Genomic DNA, 16,599 nt, shown 5'->3' on the forward strand with positions numbered 1-16,599 from the left:
CACGATTGCACCACTCAGACACCCCGACAGGAACTTTCCCATGAGTGGTTCGAGTGGTTTCAGGCGTCAGTGCGCGATCGTCGTCACGGTGGTCGTGGCCGCCCTCTGGTCCGTGGTGGCGGCGTCCCCCGCCTCCGCCGACGGCGGCACGCTGCGCGGGCGGGTGCTCACGGCAGGCGCGCCGCTCGCCGGCTACGACGTCGCCCTGTTCGCCTCGGGCGTTCCCGTACCCCTCGGCACCGCGCGGTCCGGTCCGGACGGCGCCTTCGCGATCGACTACACCGCGCCCGCGGGCACGCCGGTGGTGTACGCGGTCGCCACGAACCCAGGGGATCGCCGCGTGACGCTGGCGAGCGTGCTCGGGGCGGGCGGGCTCCCCGGCGACGTCGTGATCAACGAGAGGACGACGGTGGCCACCGGGTTCGCGCTCGCCCAGTTCACGAACGGCGGGCGCATCGACGGTAGTGCGCCGGGCCTGCCGAACGCCGCGGGTATGGCGCGCAATCTCGTCGATCCCGTCAGCGGGGAGGTCGGTGCCGTGCTCGCGACCTCGCCCAACGGCCCGGACACCGAAACCCTGGGCACCTTCGGCTCTCTCGCCGACATGATCGCCAATTGCGTTGCGGTCCCCGTGGTGTGCGATCAACTGCTGAATCTGGCTGGTGAGCCCGGGCAGGGAACGGCCGCCGACACCTGGCAGGCGATGGTGAACACCGCCCGACACCCGTGGCAGAACGTACCGGCGCTGTTCGCGCTGTCGAAGGCGGGACCTGCTCCGTACCAACCGGATCGAGTGCTGCCACCGAGCGCATGGACGCTCGCGTTGCGGTTCGTCGGGGACGGACATTCCATCGACGGTCCCGGCAACATCGCCGTCGACGACGACGGCAACATCTGGGTGACCAACAACTACCAGTACGCGCCCAGCGCGCAGACCCCGGTGTGCGGGGCGAACAACCTGATCAGGCTGACCCCGACGGGGCAGAACTTCCCCGGGGCGCCGTACACCGGCGGTGGGCTCAGTGGTGCCGGGTTCGGCATCGACATCGACGACGACGGGAACGTGTGGGTCGCGAACTTCGGCTTCGCAGCGCCGGTTCCGGACTGTCCCGAACAGGATCAGCCGCCGCACAACAGCGTGTCGCTGTTCTCGTCCGACGGCGTCGCGCTCTCGCCCGACGAAGGTTTCACGCAGGGCGGGATCAGCTGGCCGCAGGGCACCATCGTCCACGGCAGCGGCGACGTGTGGTTCGCCAACTGCGGCAACGACAGTGTGACCGTCTACCCCGGAGGGGATCCCGGGTCGGCGCGGCAGCTCACCGACCTCGGGATCGTCAAACCGTTCGGTCTCGCCGAGGGCACCGGCGGCACGGTCTTCGTCACCGGGAACGGGAGCGATACGGTCGCCGTGCTCGGGCCTGACGGCACCCCGATCGTGCCGCCGGTCGCCGGGGGTGGACTGGACAAACCGCTCGGGGTCGCGACCGACAGTGCCGGGACCGCCTGGGTCTCGAACTCCCGCACGATCGGTGTCCCGTGCCCGACCCCGGAAGGGCCTGTGGATCTGGACGGGACGCTGACCCGGATCGGGGCGCGCGGCGAACTGCTGACGCCGACGCCGCTGTCCGGTGGTGGCCTGCGTATCCCGTGGGGCATCGCCGTCGACGGCATCGACAACGTGTGGGTCGCGAACTTCGGCGGGCAGGCGCTGTCACAGTTCTGCGGTGTGCGGGTCGTGGCGTGCCGGCCGGGCACGACCACCGGCGCGCCCATTTCGCCGGACGGAACCGGCTACGGGTTCGACGGATTGACCCGTAGTACCGCCGTCGCGATCGATCAGGCGGGCAACGTGTGGGTGACCAACAACTGGAAGCAGATCCCGATCCAGACCAACCCCGGTGGCTACGAGATGGTGGCGTTCGTCGGCGCCGCAGCCCCCGTGATCCCCTGACCCGTGCGTGGTTTCGGTAGCGGCCGCTACCGAAACCACGCACGAGGGCGGGGCTACCGGGGCAACACCACCGCTTCCCCGAGAACGTGCAGGCTCACGTGCGCGCCGATGTCGGGAGCGATGACACTGGTCTGACGCACCGCGAGCACGCCGTGCGGGGCCTCCGAGGCGTAGCGGGACCGGATGTCCGGTGTCGGTGTCAACCGGATCTGCAGCATCGAATCGTGGCCCAGGAACTCGCGTTCCAGCACGACCGCGTTGGCGCTGCCGTTCGCGGGGGTCGCCACGATCTGCTCGGGACGCAGCAGGACCCGAACCTCGCCCCCGGGCGCGTCCGCAGGCACCGGCACCGCGCCGAGCGGGCAGTCCGCGATGCCCGCCGTGCTGATCCGGCCGGGCAGGATCACCACGTCCCCGAGGAAGTTCGCGGTGAACAGGTCCGTCGGCCGGGTGTACACGTCCTGCGGTGCCCCCACCTGGGTGAGCCGTCCCTGCTTCATCACCGCGACCTGATCGGCGAACGACAGCGCCTCCTCCTGATCGTGGGTGACCAGGACCGTCGTCACCCCGGTCTCGCGGAGCAACTTCGCGACCGACCGGCGCATGCCGGCGCGCAGCGAGGCGTCGAGCGCGGTGAACGGTTCGTCGAGCAACATCAGCTTCGGCCGTCGGGCCAGTGCGCGGGCCAGAGCCACACGTTGCTGCTGCCCGCCGGACAGTTCGTCGGGCCGCCGGTCCGCGAAATCGGGGTCCAGCGACACGATTTCCATCAGTTCCCGCACCCGATCCCGCGAACGGCGCTCGCGCCACGGCAAACCGAACAGGATGTTGCGTCCCACGGTCAGGTGGGGGAACAACGCGCCGTCCTGCGCGACGTATCCGATGTCGCGCCGGTGCGCGGGCACGAACCGGGTGCCGTCGACCACGACCGTCCCGCCGACGCGGACGCTGCCGCCGCCGGGATGTTCGAATCCGGCGATGATTCGCAGCAGGGTCGTCTTTCCGCATCCGGACGATCCGACGACGGCCGTGGTGCTTCCCGCTGCGACGGTGAGGTCCACGCCGTGCAGCACTTCGACCGCGCCGAACGACTTGCGTACCGCGTCGACGACGAGACCGCTCATATCCCTGCAGCTTTCTGTGATTGCCGGAACAACAGATAGGTGACCGGCAGCGACACGATCACCATGATCGCCGCGTAGGGCGCGGCCCCTGCATAGTCGAGTTCGCTGCTCGCCGACCAGAACCGGGTCGCGAGCGTCGCGGTCCCGGTGGGGGAGAGCATCAGCGTCGCGGTCAGTTCGGTGGAGACCGCGATGAACACCAGTGCCATCCCCGCGGCGACCGCGGGGGCGGTGAGCCGGAGGGTGACCCGCCGGAACGCGGAGACGGGACGGACACCGAGGGACCGGGCGGCTTCCTCGAGCTCGACGGGTGCCTGGGCCAGCCCGGCGCGCACGTTCACCAGTGCCCGGGGCACGAACATCAGCACGTAGGCGACGATCACCATCGTCGTCGTCTGATACAGCCCGGGCAGATACGTCAGGCCGACGGTGATCAGGGCGAGCGCCACCACGATCCCGGGCAGCGAGCTCGTGACGTAGTTGCAGCCTTCCGCGACCTTCGCGAACCGGCCGGGGAACCGCACCGCGATCCATGCGACCGGGAAGGCCAGCACCGTCGTCGCGACCGCGGCCACCACCCCGTAGCCGAGCGTCTGCAGCAGGGCGCGCTGCAACTCGGCGCCGTCCCACACCGTGGCGCCGCCGCGTACCAGCCACCGCACGATCACGTACAGCGGCACACCGATCGCGGCGGCGAGCAGCGCGGTGAGACACGCGAGGGCAGGGAACTGTGTCCACCCCAGCGGCGTGGGGGTCGCGGTGCGGCCGGTGCCGGAGCCGAGTCGCGCGTACCGCGCCCGTCCCCGCGCGAGCGCTTCGAGCACCAGCACCGCCAGGCAACACAGCACCAGCACCCCGGCGAGCATCGTGCCGGCCGTGCCGTCGAACGTCGCCTGGAACTGTTCGTAGATCGCGGTGGTGAAGGTGTCGAACCGGATCATCGAGAACGCACCGAACTCGGCGAGCAGATGCAGCGCCACCAACAGCGACCCGCCGAGAATCGCGAGCCGCAGCTGCGGCAGCACCACCCGGACGAAGACCGCCCACGGTCCACAGCCCAATGCCCGCGCCGACTCCTCGATCTCGGCGTCGAGGCGGCGCAGCGTGGCGAGCACCGGGAGGTATACGAGCGGGAAGTACGCCAGCGTGGTGATCAGGACACCGGCGAACAGCCCGTGCAGCGACGGAACGACGGTGACCCACGCATAGCTGTCGACGAACGCGGGGATCGCCAGCGGCGCCACGAGGATGGGCGCCCACCAGCGGGCACCCACGAGGGTCGTGCGGGCAACCAACCAGGCGGCGGCGACCCCGATCACGGCGCACAGCGGCACGGTGATCAGCACCAGGAGGCCGGTGTCGACGAGCAGCTCGCCGACACGGGGCCGGAAGACGAGGGTCCGGATGCTGTCCCACCCGGATTCGACGACACCGGTGACGACGAATCCGAGCGGGATCAGCGAGGCCACGACCATCAGTGCCGCGGGGATTGCCACGGCGAGGGGTGGACGTGATCGGGTGGTGCCGCCCGCCGGGATCCGGACGAGCGTGGATGTGACGGTCATGCGGAGCGGCTCAGATCAGGCCGGCATCGGTCATCATCTGCGTGACCTTCGCACTGTCGAGCGTCGACGGGTCGACCGGGGGCGCCTGAAGTTCGACGAGCGGCACGAGCGCGGGGTTGGCGGCGACGTCGCTGCCCACCGGGTATTCGAACGAGGTCCCGGTCTGCAGGATCTCCTGCCCCTTCTTCCCGGTGATGAACTTCAGGAACGCCTGCGCCTGCTGCTGATGTGTGCTCGCGGCGAGCACGCCGCCGCCGGACACGCTGACGAATGCGCCCGGGTCCTCGTTGCGGAAGTAGTGGAGCTGGGTGTTGCTGCTGTTCTCCCCGCCCTTGGCCTGGTCGCCGAACCAGTAGTAGTGGTAGATGACGCCGCCGTCGATCTCTCCGGCATTCACGGCCTTGAGCACCGCGGTGTTGCCCTTGTAGGGCACGGAGCCGGCCTTCATGGCGTCGAGCCACGCGCGCGTCGCGTCCTCCCCGCGCAGCTCGAGCAGCGCGGCGACGATGGCCTGGAAGTCGGCACCCGACGGCGACGCCGCCCACCGGCCCTTCCACTCGGGGTTCTGCAGATCGAGCAGGGACTTCGGCAGTCGGTCGGGGGTGAGGGCCTCGGTGTTGTAGACGAACACCGTCGAGCGAGCGGCGATGCCGGTCCACTTGCCGGTGGACGGGCGGTACTGCTCGGGAACCTGGGCGAGCGTGTCGGGGGCGACGTCGGCGAACAGGCCGGCGTTCTCGACGGCGGCCATGGCCGGCGAGTTCTCGGTGAGGAACACATCCGCCGGGGAGCGGTCGCCCTCGGCGATCAACTGGTTGGCCATCTCGGTGTCGCCGCCGTTGCGGAGATTGACGGTGATGCCGGTTTCCGCGGTGAATTCGTCCACCCATTCCTGGGTGAGCGATTCGTGCTGCGCGTTGTAGACCGTGATCGCGTTCGCGTCTTCGGAATTTCCGCCGGACGTGTCGTTGCTGCATGCCGACAACGTCAGCAGTGCAGCAACGCCCAGCGCCCCGGCTGCCAGGGCGCTGCGGGTCCATCGGTGTCGCGACGGTGTAGTTCTCATGTGTTCCTCCGTGTCGAGCGCAGTTCGATCGCACCGGCGATCGAGTCGAATGCTACGCGCCGACCAAGGTAAGACTCACCGAAGTATCCTCGTCAACGACCGTGCCCTTCAGGTGAATTGGGCGTTTCGCCCGATTTTCACCGATCGTGACGGACCACTCCGGCGCCGGGACGCCACACGTCGACGTGCAACTTCTCGTCGACGGTGACGAGCACGGCCTCGTCGAGGTCGAGCTCGAACAGGTGCATCGGGCCCTCCGGCACCTCCGACGGATACGCCGCGAGGATCGCGTCCTTCGTGGCGCCGTGCAGTTCGCGCGCCCGCCCCGCGACCTTCGCGTCGCCTCCCACCATGTCGTGGTGGCCGGGATTGGAATGCAGGGCGTACCGACCGTCCCGCTGCAGGTCGCGGGCCTTCACCGCGCCGTACATCGATCCGATCACGAGCCGGCCGTCGACGATCTCGACCTCGGTGCCGCTGACGCGCGGGGAGCCGTCGCGGCGCAGTGTGGCCAGCACGTGGTGCTTGTGGGCGGCCCAGCGCGCGGCGATCGCGTCCGCGAGATCCGGTGCTTCGGTACGGAACTGTTCCCAAGTTGCCATGCGACCACTGTGCACCCACATCACTGACATCTTGTGTCAGGGATTTCGTCTAGTGTCGATCTTGTGCGATCGGCCCGCCTACTGGAGATGATGCTGCGCCTGCAGGGCAGTCCCGGCGTCACAGCCCAGCATCTCGCGGACGAACTGGGCGTCTCGGTCCGTACCGTGTATCGCGACGTCGGCGCGCTGTCCGCCGCGGGGGTGCCGGTGTGGACCGAGAGCGGGCCCGGCGGTGGCATCCGGCTGCTCGACGGCTGGCAGTCGCGGCTCAGCGGGCTGACCCGGCCCGAGAGCGCCGCCCTGATGCTGCTGGGTGTGCCGGCGCTCGCCGCCGAGCTCGGTGTCGAGGTCGATGCCGCCCGAACGAAACTCCTCGGGTCGATGCCCCTGCCGTTGCGCACCGCCGCGCAGGTCCGGCGCGACCGCGTGCACGTCGACGCACCCGGCTGGTTCACCGAACCGGGTGGGAACGAGCATCTTCCGATCGTCGCGACCGCCGTTCTCGAAGGCCGACGACTGCACATCCGCTACCGCCGGGGCCGCGCTGAGGTGACCCGCACCCTCGATCCACTCGGCCTGGTCGCCAAGGCCGGGATCTGGTATCTCGTCGCCGCGCATTCTCGCCGCATTGTCAGCTATCGGGTCGGTCGCATCACCGCAGCCGATGCTCTCGAGGAACCGGCCCGCAGGCCCGACGATTTCGACCTGGCTGCGTGGTGGACCACATCGACCCTCGAATTCGACCGCGAGATAAGGACGTTCGCGTGTACCGTCCGGCTGTCGCCGACAGCCCGGCGCAGGCTCCCGAAGATCGTGGGAGCAGGTGCCGCGGACGTCGAACCGGGCGAACCCGATGCCGAGGGCTGGGTGCGCGTCGATCTGATGCTCGAGGGGGAGGACGTCGCCGTCGATCAGTTCCTCGCCCTCGGCGGCGGCGTCGAGGTGCTCGCCCCGTCCTCGTTGAGGGCGGCGCTGCGTGCGGCGGGGGAGCGCCTCGCGCGGCTCAACCACCCATGATGCGACGCAACTGCCGGCCCTGGGCGACGAGTTCGCCGGTGGGCCTGCGCAGTTCGGTGTCGTCGACGCACAGATCCACGCTCGCCCACGTCGTGTGCTGGCGCAGGTGGAACCAGTCGCCGTCCGGATCGTGGGCGGCAGGCGCCAGGTGGGCCGTGAACTCGGCGGTGGGGATCGGCACCGGCGCCGTCCGCGTCGCGAACAGGCCCGGGGGCAGCGCGTCGAGCAGCACCGCGGCGCGAACCACCGGCGGTAACAGCACATCCGGTCGCAGCCGGATCCACACCTCAAAGGTGGGATCCGTGCCGCCCCCGAACGGGCGGGCCGCATTGATCGGGCGGATGTCGAGATACTGCGAGAACGGCACGAAGTCGACCGGGATCTCCAGCACCGGCCGGGTCCACGGATCCACCTCGGGCACCACCGACGGGGACGACCACCGGGTGGGTTCGAGATCCCGCACGAGCCGCACCAGCCCGGTCACCTCACCGTTCCCGAGCGAGGCGCGGGCGCCCGCCGTGCGCCCGGATCGCAGCGACTCGACGTGCACCTCGACCCGTCCGGGCGGCACCGGCGCATAGAAATGGGCGGTGATCGCGGCCGGTACGGCGTCGAGTTCGGCGGCGCTCGCGTGGAGCAGTATCCCGGCGACCAGGCCGCCGTGCAGGCCCCCGAACCCGCGCCACGTGGCGTCGAACGAGGACGGAAGATCGACGGTCAGCGGAGAACTCGTCATCGCACGGGCTCCTGATCGATGGGTGCGGACACGGCAGCGGGAGAAGTGATTCGCAGAGCGGCGACCGCGGTGAGCACGGCAATCGCGGCGACGACCCACCAGGCCCGGTGGAATCCGGCGATGCCGCCGGCCGACAACGCCGTGACGGTCGCCGCGACACCGAGCACGGTGCCGATCTGGCGGGCCGCATTGACCACGGCGCTGCCCGTCGCGGCCTGTGCCGGCGGCAGAACCGCGGTCGCCGCGGCCAGGATGGTGGGCAGCGCCAGGCCCACCCCGGCGCCGGCGAGCAACCAGCCGGGCACCAACCCGGTCGCATAGTTGGGTTCGACGGTGGCGGTCGCCAAGATCAGCAGCGCGCCGGCGCCCCACAGTGCGCTGCCCGCCGCGGCGATGGTCCCGGGGGAGAGACGCCGGGCGAGAACCTGACCTGCCGCGGCGAAGACCGGGACGAGCAACGGTCCCGGGGCGATCGCGAGTCCGGTGTGCAGCGCCGAGTAGCTCCACACCTGCTGGAGCCACAGAACCGTGGCGAGCAGTCCGCCCGCGAACGTCGCACTGAACGAAACCGCCGCGACATTCGACCATGCGAACCCGGGCACCCGCAGCAGCGCGGGATCGACCAGCGGTGCACGGTGGCTTCGGATGCGCCGGACGAACAACCCGAGGGCAACGACCGCGACGGCCCCGGCGGTGGTGACCCACGACTCGGTCCAGCCCCGTTCCGGACCCTCGACGAGCACGAAGGCCGCCGCGCCGACCCCGGCAGCGAGCAGCGCTGCGCCGGGCAGATCTCCGTCACGGATACCCTCGACGTCCCTCGATTCCGGAACGGTCCGCAACGACCACATCAGTAGCGCGACGCCGATCGGGACATTGACGAGAAACACCCAGCGCCATGAGAGTTCGACGAGAAGCCCGCCCACCACCGGGCCGAGAGCCGCGGCCGCGGCACCGGTCGCGGCCCAGACGCGGACGCCGGCGGCGCGCCGATCCGCGGGCAGTGTGGCGACGAGCAGACCGAGGCTCGCGGGGGTGAGGGCGGCGGCGCCGACCGCCTGCAGCAGCCGGGCCGCGACGAGGAACTCGAGGGTCGGGCTCAGGGCGCACGCTGCGCTGGCGACGGTGAACAACGCCAGCCCGGTCAGGAAACCGCGCTTGCGGCCGATGCGGTCGGCCCAGCGGCCGAGGGGTACGAGCAGAGCGGCATAGACGACGGCGTACCCGCTGAGGACCCAGCTGAGGGCGCCGAGCGACGAATCCGGGAACGAGGACGCGAGCTCACCGAAGGCGATGTTGACGACGAACAGGTCGAGGGATGCGATGAACGGTGCGCCGGCGAGCGCGACGAGGAGGGGAGCGAACCGGGTAGCCGGCCGAACCGCCTGGCTATGTTGTTCCATAGTCAGAAACGTTAGAGTCTGGCTATGCAATTTGCAAGCCAGGTGGGGACGGGGGTGTCCGCGTGCCGCCCGGCCGTCCGGTGGGTCTGCTACGGCAACAAGTTTCGACTACTGCGCAGGGAGGGGATCGAGCCTGCGGCAGGGCGCGTCGTCAGCGCACCAGCAGCCAGTTCTGATCGTGCCGGTAGAACGTGGAGCGCTTCACCGCGCGGGGGTTCGCGACCCCGTCACGTGTCAGCAGGGCGCCGGGAGAGCCGAGTTGCACCGCACGACCCTCGAGCCACCGGTACCCGCCGAACCAGCGCGGCCGGTCGACGGCCGCCCGCAGCCCGGGCATGGTCACGGTCGGCTCGATGCGCAGGCCGGGAACCTCGCCGGAGAACAGGCGTGTGTCGTCGACGTAGGCCTCCCCGACGAGATCGGGGCCTTCCCCCTCGACGAGTGCGCGACCCACCAGGGCGATCCCCGCGTCGTCACGGATCAGCGGGACCGACTTGGCCGTGCCCTGCAGCGCCACCGCGGCCGCCTTCGAACCCGTGCGCAACCCGTAGGCCTCGGTCGCCGGGGTGCGCTTCTCGGGCACGTACGCCAGCTCCACACCGAGGCGGTCGGTGCGCATGAGCCGGGTGAGGGTAGCTGCGAACGCGGCATCGCTGCCCACCACGATCAGGCGGGGATCCTCGACCGCCTCGAGGTGGGCGAACACGTCCTCGAAGTCGTCCTTCTCCGGCAGAGCGGGTGCGGATACTGCGGTCACCGGCGTGAGCGCCAACGGTACGGGTGTTTCACCGCATTTGAGCACTACCGGTGTCAACAGGGCTCCTCGCAACTGATCGGGGTCGGGCAGGTGGCCGGGCGTCGACTCCACTGTAGTGAAGCTTCCAGCGGGGTGTGCGCGGCGTTTCGGTGACGCCGGGCACGAAGGGGAACCGGCCGTCCATTAGACTGACGTCCCGGCTACTGCCCGTGGCGGCAGGACCTGCAGGCGAGAGACCGCCCGCACATCGACACCTGCTTAGGAGACCGCGAGATGCCGGCAATCGTCCTGATCGGCGCCCAGTGGGGCGACGAGGGCAAGGGCAAAGCTACCGATCTACTGGGCGGACGCCTGCAGTGGGTGGTGCGGTACCAGGGCGGCAACAACGCCGGCCACACCGTCGTCCTGCCGAACGGTGACAAGTTCGCGCTCCATCTGATCCCCTCGGGCATCCTCACCCCGGGCGTCACCAACGTGATCGGCAACGGAGTCGTCGTCGATCCGGGCGTGCTGCTCACCGAGCTCGCCGGTCTGGAAGAGCGCGGCGTGGGCACCTCCCGCCTGCTGCTGTCCGCCGACGCGCACCTGATCATGCCGTACCACGTGGCCATCGACAAGGTCACCGAACGGTTCCTCGGCGCCAAGAAGATCGGCACCACCGGTCGCGGTATCGGCCCCTGCTACCAGGACAAGATCGCCCGCGTCGGCGTGCGCGTCGCCGACGTCCTGGACGAGAAGATCTTCACCCAGAAGGTCGAGGCGGCCCTCGAGTTCAAGAACCAGGTGCTGGCGAAGATCTACAACCGCAAGGCTCTCGACCCGCAGCAGGTCGTCGACGAGGTGCTCGGCCAGGCCGAAGGGTTCAAGCACCGCATCACCGACACCCGGCTCGAGCTCAACCGGGCGCTCGAACGCGGCGAGACGATCCTGCTCGAGGGTTCGCAGGGCACGTTGCTCGACGTCGACCACGGCACCTACCCGTACGTGACCTCCTCGAACCCCACCTCCGGTGGCGCGGCGGTCGGTTCGGGCATCGGCCCCACCAAGATCACCACGGTGCTCGGCATCCTCAAGGCCTACACGACCCGCGTCGGCTCGGGCCCGTTCCCGACCGAGCTGTTCGACGACCACGGCGCGTACCTGGCCAAGCAGGGCGGCGAGGTCGGTGTCACCACCGGCCGTGCCCGCCGCACCGGCTGGTTCGACGCGGTCATCGCCCGCTACGCGACGCGCGTCAACGGCATCACCGACTACTTCCTCACCAAGCTCGACGTGCTGTCGAGCCTGGACACCATCCCGATCTGCGTCGCCTACGAGGTGGACGGCGTGCGCGTCGACGACATGCCGATGACGCAGACCGACATCCACCACGCCAAGCCGATCTACGAGGAGATGCCGGGCTGGTGGGAGGACATCTCGCAGTGCCGCACCTTCGAGGAGCTGCCGAAGAACGCGCAGAACTACGTGCTGCGGCTCGAAGAGCTGTCCGGTGCACGCATCTCGTGCATCGGTGTCGGACCGGGCCGCGACGAAACCATCGTGCGCCACGACGTGCTGGCCTGACGTCGGTAAACAGTCGGTTTCGTGGTGTTCGCGGAGTTGCTGTAGGCGCCCCCTGCCGGGACTAGACTCCTGGCCATGAGTCAGACTTGGCCGCTGATTCAGCGGCAGGGGGAGTTCGACATCATACTTCGGGCACTCACTGCCGACGCCGGTACGTGTGGGGTGGTGCTGACCGGTGCCGCCGGTGTCGGCAAGACCACTCTCGCGCGGTTCGCGACCGCGTCTCTGCCGGGTGGGGTGCGCTGGGTGGCCGGCACCGAATCCGCGCGCAGTATTCCGCTCGGTGTGTTCGCGCACCTGGTGGGATCGGCCACCTCCCGCGATCCCGTCAATTTCCTTGCCGCCGCCCGCGAAGCGCTGCTCGCGGACGGTACGGGCATCGTCATCGGCGTCGACGACGCGCACCTGCTCGACCAGCTCTCGGCGACCTTCCTGCACCAGCTCGCCATCGACGGGGTCGCCCACATCGTCGCGACCGTCCGCACCGGCGAATCGGTACCGGACGCGGTGACCTCGTTGTGGAAGGACGGCTATCTCGAGCACCTCGAGCTGACGCCGTTCAGCCGCGAGCAGAGCACCCAGTACATCGAATCGGTGCTCGGCGGCACCCTCGAGGAACTCAGCGCCGACCGCATGTGGGAGGCGTCCGGCGGGAACGCCCTGTTCCTGCGGCATCTCGTCGAAGGCGCACTCGAAGCCGGCACCCTCCGCGAGAAGCGCGGTGTCTGGCAGCTCCGCGGGCGCGCGGCGATCACCTCCGAACTCGCCGCCCTGCTCGAGGGCCGCATCGAGCAGCTGCCCGAGGATGTGCTGCGCTGCCTGCAGCTCCTCGCGTTCTGCGAACCCATCGATCTCGACACGCTGGCGTCCATCGCGAGCGAGGACGCCATCGAGGAGGCAGAGAAGCGCGGCCTGATCCGCATCCACGAGGACGGCCCGCAGCTCGAGGTCCGCTACGCGCATCCGTTGTTCAGCGAGGTGATCCGTGCCGGCGTCGGCCGGGCCGCGGCACGCCGCCTGCGCGGCACGCTCGTCGAGGCGCTGCAGTCCTCCGACCTGTCCACCCCGGCCGCGCACATCCGGCTCACCGAACTCGCGCTCGAGAGCGACCGCGCACCCGATATCGAATTGCTGACCTCGGCGGCGCGCAGCTCGATCCGGCTCGCCGACTTCGGTCTCGGTGAGCGTTTCGCGCGTGCCGCGGTGCGTGCCGGGGGCGGCTTCGACGCCGCGCAACTCCTGGCCCGCACGCTGCTGTGGCTCGGCCGGTGCGACGAGGCCGAAACGCTGCTGGCCGGATTCGACCCGGACGACCTCGACCCGGCACAGTTGTTGCGGTGGGGCATGCCCCGCGTCGCCAACCTGTTCTTCGGCAAGGGGGACGTCGCGACGGCCGAGCAGGTCCTCGCAATGCTCCGGGAGCGCGTGGAGCATCCCGCGCTGGCACTGGCGGTGCGCGCGCTGACGGCGACCTGCGCGGTCTCACGGAACCGGCTCGAGGAAGGACTCGCCGAGGCGGAAGCGGTCATGGCCGAACCGGATCTGCTGCCCTGGGCCGTCGAATTCGCCACCTACGCGCAACTATGGGGATACGGGGTGGCCGGGCGCAGCTCGGACGCGTGCGCGGCCGCGGCGCGCAACGACACCATCGCCGACAAGGTCGACGGACTGTTCCGGTACATGCCCGCGGTGGCGTCGGTCAATGCCCAGCTCTTCGCGGGCGAGCTGGAGGCCGCGGAACGCCGGGCCCGCAAGTTCCTCGACAGCGCAAGCAGTCTCGAATATCTCGCGTGGGGGCAGGCCAGTGTCGTGGTCGCCCTCGTCGAACTGGCGCGCGGGAAGGTCGCCGATGCGGCGCGCCGCCTCGAGCAGGCGATCGCGGCGCTGAGCGTCGGCCCGCCGACGAACGCGATCGCGTGGGTGTTCCCCGCATACGCACCACTGGTCGTGGCGTATTCGCTGCTGGGCCGCACCGGCGATGCCGAGGCGATGCTCGAGATCGCGGACCGTCGCAACAGCCCGCTGCTGCTCAACGCGGTGCAGCACGAGCTCGCTCGCGCCTGGCTCTACGCGGCCCGCGGCGAACTGTCCCGCGCGCTCGCCACCGCCCGCTCGGTCTCCGAAAAAGCCGCTGCCAGTGGACAGTACGGTGTCGAGGCCATGGCGTTGTACATCGCGATGCGATTCGGCGACACCACCACCGCACCGCGGCTCGCCGAACTGGCCGAGATCTGCGACGGACGCCTGGTGCCCCTCGCCGCCGCGCAGGCCGCGGCGGTCGCGGCGGCGGACCACCGCAAACTCGTCGAGATCGCAGGCGAATACGAGTCCATCGGGATTCCGATCGATGCCGCCGACGCCTACGCCCAGGCGGCGCAGGCGGCGATGGCCGCGGGCCGCCGGAACGAGGCGCTCGATGCCGCGGCCGCCGCGAACACCATCGCCGAGAAGTGCGACCACGTGACCACACCCGCGATTCTCGATGCGGCACAGCCGCTTCCGCTCACCAAGCGGGAACGGGAGATCGCGACGATGGTGGCGACCGGGCTCAGCAACCAGGAGATCGCCGATCGGCTGTTCCTGTCGGTGCGCACCGTCGAAGGGCACATCTACCGGGCCTGCACGAAACTCGGCGTCTCCGACCGTGCGCAACTGGGAGAGGCGCTGCGCAAGCGGCACTGAGCAGCAGGCGGGGGATCGTCAGAACAGGGTCGGGTCGTCGAATCCCGGTGTGTGTTCGAGGGCGAGGAGTTCGCGCTTGGTGACGATGCTGCCCGGCGCCGAGAACCCGCCGATGGCTCCCCCGGCCGCGAGAACCCGATGGCACGGCACGACGATCGGAACCGGATTGCGGCCCAGTGCCTGGCCGACGGCCTGGGCCCCGCCGGGTCGTCCGAGTGCCGCGGCCACCTCGCCGTAGGTCGCTGTCGAACCCGGATCGAGGGATCGCGTGTATTCGTAGACAGCGCAGTCGAATTCGGAGACGTCGCGATAGTCCACGGGCACCCACCGCAGATCGTCGGCGGCTCCGGCCAGATGTGCCGTCACCGCCTCGACGATCGGCGCGATCGCCGGCGGCAGGGAATTCTCGACGGCGGTGGGGAAGCGGCGCCGCACCTCGTCGCGGGTCGGTTCCGGTGCGGGTTCGGGCAGTTGGATCCCGACGACGCCGGTCGCCGACCAGACGATCGCGCACGTGCCGATCGCGGTGTCGAACAACGCGAACGACGTGTGCAGGGGCTCTCGGGTCTCGGTGGTGCCGGGTTCGGTCACCGCCCCAGTATGAACTGGACCTCCGACAGATGGCCACTGGTGACGACTGGACTGACATACTGGACCGGTGATGATTCGCGCGATCGGCGCAGGCTCCCTGGCGCGGGACCTGGGCAACTGGCAGGACACGGACGACGCGCGCCCCGCGTACCGGGCGCTCGCCGACGGCATCCGCCTGCTCGTGCACGACGGCCGCGTGCCGCTCGGCGTCGCGCTGCCCAGCGAACGGGAACTCGCGGCCGTGCTGTCGCTGAGCCGGACCACCATCACCTCCGCGTACACCGTCCTGCGAGAGCAGGGATACCTCCACAGCCGCCAGGGTGCCCGCAGCGTCGTCGCGAAACCGGCCGACGCATCGCGTCCGGTGGGGAACCGGGACCGAACCGCCGCACCTGTCGGCGACGTGGTCGACCTGAGCGACGCGTCGATGCCGGCGCCGGGACCGGAGATCGAAACCGCCTACGCGGCGGCGCTGCGGGCGATGCCCGCCTACCTGACCGGCCACGGGGTCGAACCGATCGGCATCCCGAGCCTGCGAGAGGTCATCGCGCAGCGCTACGCCGAGAGCGGTCTCCCCACCACCGTCGACCAGATCATGGTCACGACCGGGGCCCAGCACGCGCTGCGACTGCTGCTCGGGGTGCTCACCGATCCCGGCGACCGCGTCGTCGTCGACCACCCCACCTACCCGAACGCGCTCGAGGCGATCCGGCGGCACGGCGCCCGCCCGATCCCGGTGCCGGTACGGCCGGAAGGCGGCGCCGACGGCGGCTGGGACCCCGACGGACTGCGTAGCGCCGCCCGCCAGACCGCGGCGCGCATGGCCTATCTGATCCCCGACTTCCACAACCCGACCGGGCTGTGCCTGGGGGAGGACGGTCGCGCCGAACTCGCCCGCATCGCCCGCGAGACCCGCATGACCGTGGTCGTCGACGAGACGATGGTGGATCTGTGGCTCGACGCGCCCCCACCCCCGTCGGTGGCGTCCTACGCGCAGGCTCTCGGCCACGGCGAGTCGGTCGTGACCATCGGCTCGACCGGCAAGTCGCTGTGGGGTGGTCTGCGGGTCGGCTGGATCCGAGCCGACCGCGACCTGATCACCCGGCTCACCGGCGCCAGAACGGCAGTGGACCTCGGTACCCCGGTCATGGAGCAACTGGCCGCGGCGCACCTGCTCGCCGACGTCGACGACCTGCTCGCCGGGCGCCGCGCCCGGCTGCGGGATCAGCGGGCGGTGATGCTCGAGGAACTCGGGGCACGCCTGCCGGGGTGGGAGTGCTCGGTGGGGCGAGGCGGCATGTCGTTGTGGGTGCGCATGCCCGAGCCGGTGTCGACGGCATTGGCCGCGATCGCCCCGAACCACGGGGCGCTGCTCGTCGCCGGCCCGAGATTCGGGGTGCAGGGCGCGTTCGAGCGGTTCGTGCGCCTGCCGTACACGCGGGAGTCCGACGATCTGCGCCGTGGGGTCGCGGCGGTCGCAGAGGCCTACCGCGCGCTCGCGATCGGCCGTGACCTCACCGAACCCCGCCTGGTGGTCTGATC

13 protein-coding genes are annotated in these 16,599 nt (G+C 70.2%); 5 read left to right on the forward strand and 8 right to left on the reverse strand.

The annotated features are described in order from the left end of the window. The first annotated feature begins 40 nt into the window (after positions 1–40). Positions 41–1,951 (forward strand): hypothetical protein, encoded by a 1,911-nt coding sequence (locus tag M1M07_RS00680; RefSeq protein ID WP_248672970.1) that lies wholly within the window; start codon positions 41–43, stop codon positions 1,949–1,951. A 53-nt stretch (positions 1,952–2,004) separates the two neighbouring features. Here M1M07_RS00680 and M1M07_RS00685 read toward each other — a convergent pair whose 3' ends face one another. From M1M07_RS00685 to M1M07_RS00700, 4 genes are all read right to left on the reverse strand, one after another. Further along, a complete protein-coding gene (locus tag M1M07_RS00685) occupies positions 2,005–3,075 on the reverse strand; it encodes an ABC transporter ATP-binding protein (protein ID WP_197254920.1) in 1,071 nt (356 codons plus the stop codon). Then, the gene (locus tag M1M07_RS00690; RefSeq protein ID WP_248673022.1) at positions 3,072–4,550 is read right to left on the reverse strand and encodes an iron ABC transporter permease; all 1,479 of its coding nucleotides are present in this window, start codon (positions 4,548–4,550) and stop codon (positions 3,072–3,074) included. The genes M1M07_RS00685 and M1M07_RS00690 overlap by 4 nt, the downstream gene beginning before the upstream one ends. A 100-nt stretch (positions 4,551–4,650) precedes the next feature. Next, positions 4,651–5,706 carry an iron ABC transporter substrate-binding protein gene (locus M1M07_RS00695; RefSeq protein ID WP_197254922.1) on the reverse strand — a complete coding sequence of 352 codons (1,056 nt, stop codon included), beginning with the start codon at positions 5,704–5,706 and terminating at the stop codon, positions 4,651–4,653. Positions 5,707–5,843: 137 nt separating this feature from the next. Then, positions 5,844–6,308, reverse strand: coding sequence for a pyridoxamine 5'-phosphate oxidase family protein (locus M1M07_RS00700; protein ID WP_197254923.1), 465 nt, complete (start codon positions 6,306–6,308; stop codon positions 5,844–5,846). 63 nt (positions 6,309–6,371) lie between these two features. On the opposite strand from M1M07_RS00700, the gene M1M07_RS00705 reads away from it, so the two are divergent. Continuing rightward, entirely contained in the window at positions 6,372–7,325 is a 954-nt protein-coding gene (locus tag M1M07_RS00705) for a YafY family protein (protein WP_248672971.1), read from the forward strand. Here the strand turns inward: M1M07_RS00705 and M1M07_RS00710 are convergent. The 3 genes from M1M07_RS00710 to M1M07_RS00720 form a co-directional block, all read right to left on the reverse strand. Continuing rightward, entirely contained in the window at positions 7,312–8,061 is a 750-nt protein-coding gene (locus M1M07_RS00710; protein ID WP_248672972.1) for a thioesterase family protein, read from the reverse strand. The two genes, M1M07_RS00705 and M1M07_RS00710, sit on opposite strands and share 14 nt — an antisense overlap. After that, positions 8,058–9,464 carry an MFS transporter gene (locus M1M07_RS00715; RefSeq protein ID WP_248672973.1) on the reverse strand — a complete coding sequence of 469 codons (1,407 nt, stop codon included), beginning with the start codon at positions 9,462–9,464 and terminating at the stop codon, positions 8,058–8,060. Before M1M07_RS00715 ends, M1M07_RS00710 begins: the two co-directional genes overlap by 4 nt. A gap of 151 nt (positions 9,465–9,615) precedes the next feature. Beyond that, on the reverse strand, positions 9,616–10,266 hold the full coding sequence (locus M1M07_RS00720; protein ID WP_197252957.1) for a hypothetical protein: 651 nt from the start codon (positions 10,264–10,266) through the stop codon (positions 9,616–9,618). Positions 10,267–10,494: 228 nt separating this feature from the next. Between M1M07_RS00720 and M1M07_RS00725 the strand changes: the two genes are divergently transcribed. Together M1M07_RS00725 and M1M07_RS00730 are read left to right on the forward strand one after the other, a co-directional pair. After that, positions 10,495–11,784, forward strand: a complete 1,290-nt coding sequence (locus M1M07_RS00725) for an adenylosuccinate synthase (protein WP_248672974.1) — start codon at positions 10,495–10,497, stop codon at positions 11,782–11,784. Positions 11,785–11,859: 75 nt separating this feature from the next. Continuing rightward, on the forward strand, positions 11,860–14,466 hold the full coding sequence (locus M1M07_RS00730) for a LuxR C-terminal-related transcriptional regulator (RefSeq protein ID WP_197252948.1): 2,607 nt from the start codon (positions 11,860–11,862) through the stop codon (positions 14,464–14,466). A gap of 18 nt (positions 14,467–14,484) precedes the next feature. Here the strand turns inward: M1M07_RS00730 and M1M07_RS00735 are convergent, their stop codons facing one another. Then, positions 14,485–15,021, reverse strand: coding sequence for a methylated-DNA--[protein]-cysteine S-methyltransferase (locus M1M07_RS00735; RefSeq protein ID WP_231610829.1), 537 nt, complete (start codon positions 15,019–15,021; stop codon positions 14,485–14,487). 103 nt (positions 15,022–15,124) lie between these two features. Between M1M07_RS00735 and M1M07_RS00740 the strand changes: the two genes are divergently transcribed. Next, the gene (locus M1M07_RS00740) at positions 15,125–16,597 is read left to right on the forward strand and encodes a PLP-dependent aminotransferase family protein (RefSeq protein ID WP_248672975.1); all 1,473 of its coding nucleotides are present in this window, start codon (positions 15,125–15,127) and stop codon (positions 16,595–16,597) included. Positions 16,598–16,599 lie beyond the last annotated feature (2 nt).

Source organism: Rhodococcus sp. HM1 (genome assembly GCF_023218075.1).
Lineage (GTDB): Bacteria > Actinomycetota > Actinomycetes > Mycobacteriales > Mycobacteriaceae > Rhodococcus.

What these genes read in the sequence shown, in the direction of transcription:
- M1M07_RS00680 (WP_248672970.1), top strand. Translation starts at nt 41, where the DNA reads ATGAGTGGTTCGAGTGGTTTCAGGCGTCAGTGCGCGATCGTCGTCACG.
- M1M07_RS00685 (WP_197254920.1), bottom strand. Translation starts at nt 3,075, where the DNA reads ATGAGCGGTCTCGTCGTCGACGCGGTACGCAAGTCGTTCGGCGCGGTC.
- M1M07_RS00690 (WP_248673022.1), bottom strand. Translation starts at nt 4,550, where the DNA reads ATGGTCGTGGCCTCGCTGATCCCGCTCGGATTCGTCGTCACCGGTGTC.
- M1M07_RS00695 (WP_197254922.1), bottom strand. Translation starts at nt 5,706, where the DNA reads ATGAGAACTACACCGTCGCGACACCGATGGACCCGCAGCGCCCTGGCA.
- M1M07_RS00700 (WP_197254923.1), bottom strand. Translation starts at nt 6,308, where the DNA reads ATGGCAACTTGGGAACAGTTCCGTACCGAAGCACCGGATCTCGCGGAC.
- M1M07_RS00710 (WP_248672972.1), bottom strand. Translation starts at nt 8,061, where the DNA reads ATGACGAGTTCTCCGCTGACCGTCGATCTTCCGTCCTCGTTCGACGCC.
- M1M07_RS00715 (WP_248672973.1), bottom strand. Translation starts at nt 9,464, where the DNA reads ATGGAACAACATAGCCAGGCGGTTCGGCCGGCTACCCGGTTCGCTCCC.
- M1M07_RS00725 (WP_248672974.1), top strand. Translation starts at nt 10,495, where the DNA reads ATGCCGGCAATCGTCCTGATCGGCGCCCAGTGGGGCGACGAGGGCAAG.
- M1M07_RS00730 (WP_197252948.1), top strand. Translation starts at nt 11,860, where the DNA reads ATGAGTCAGACTTGGCCGCTGATTCAGCGGCAGGGGGAGTTCGACATC.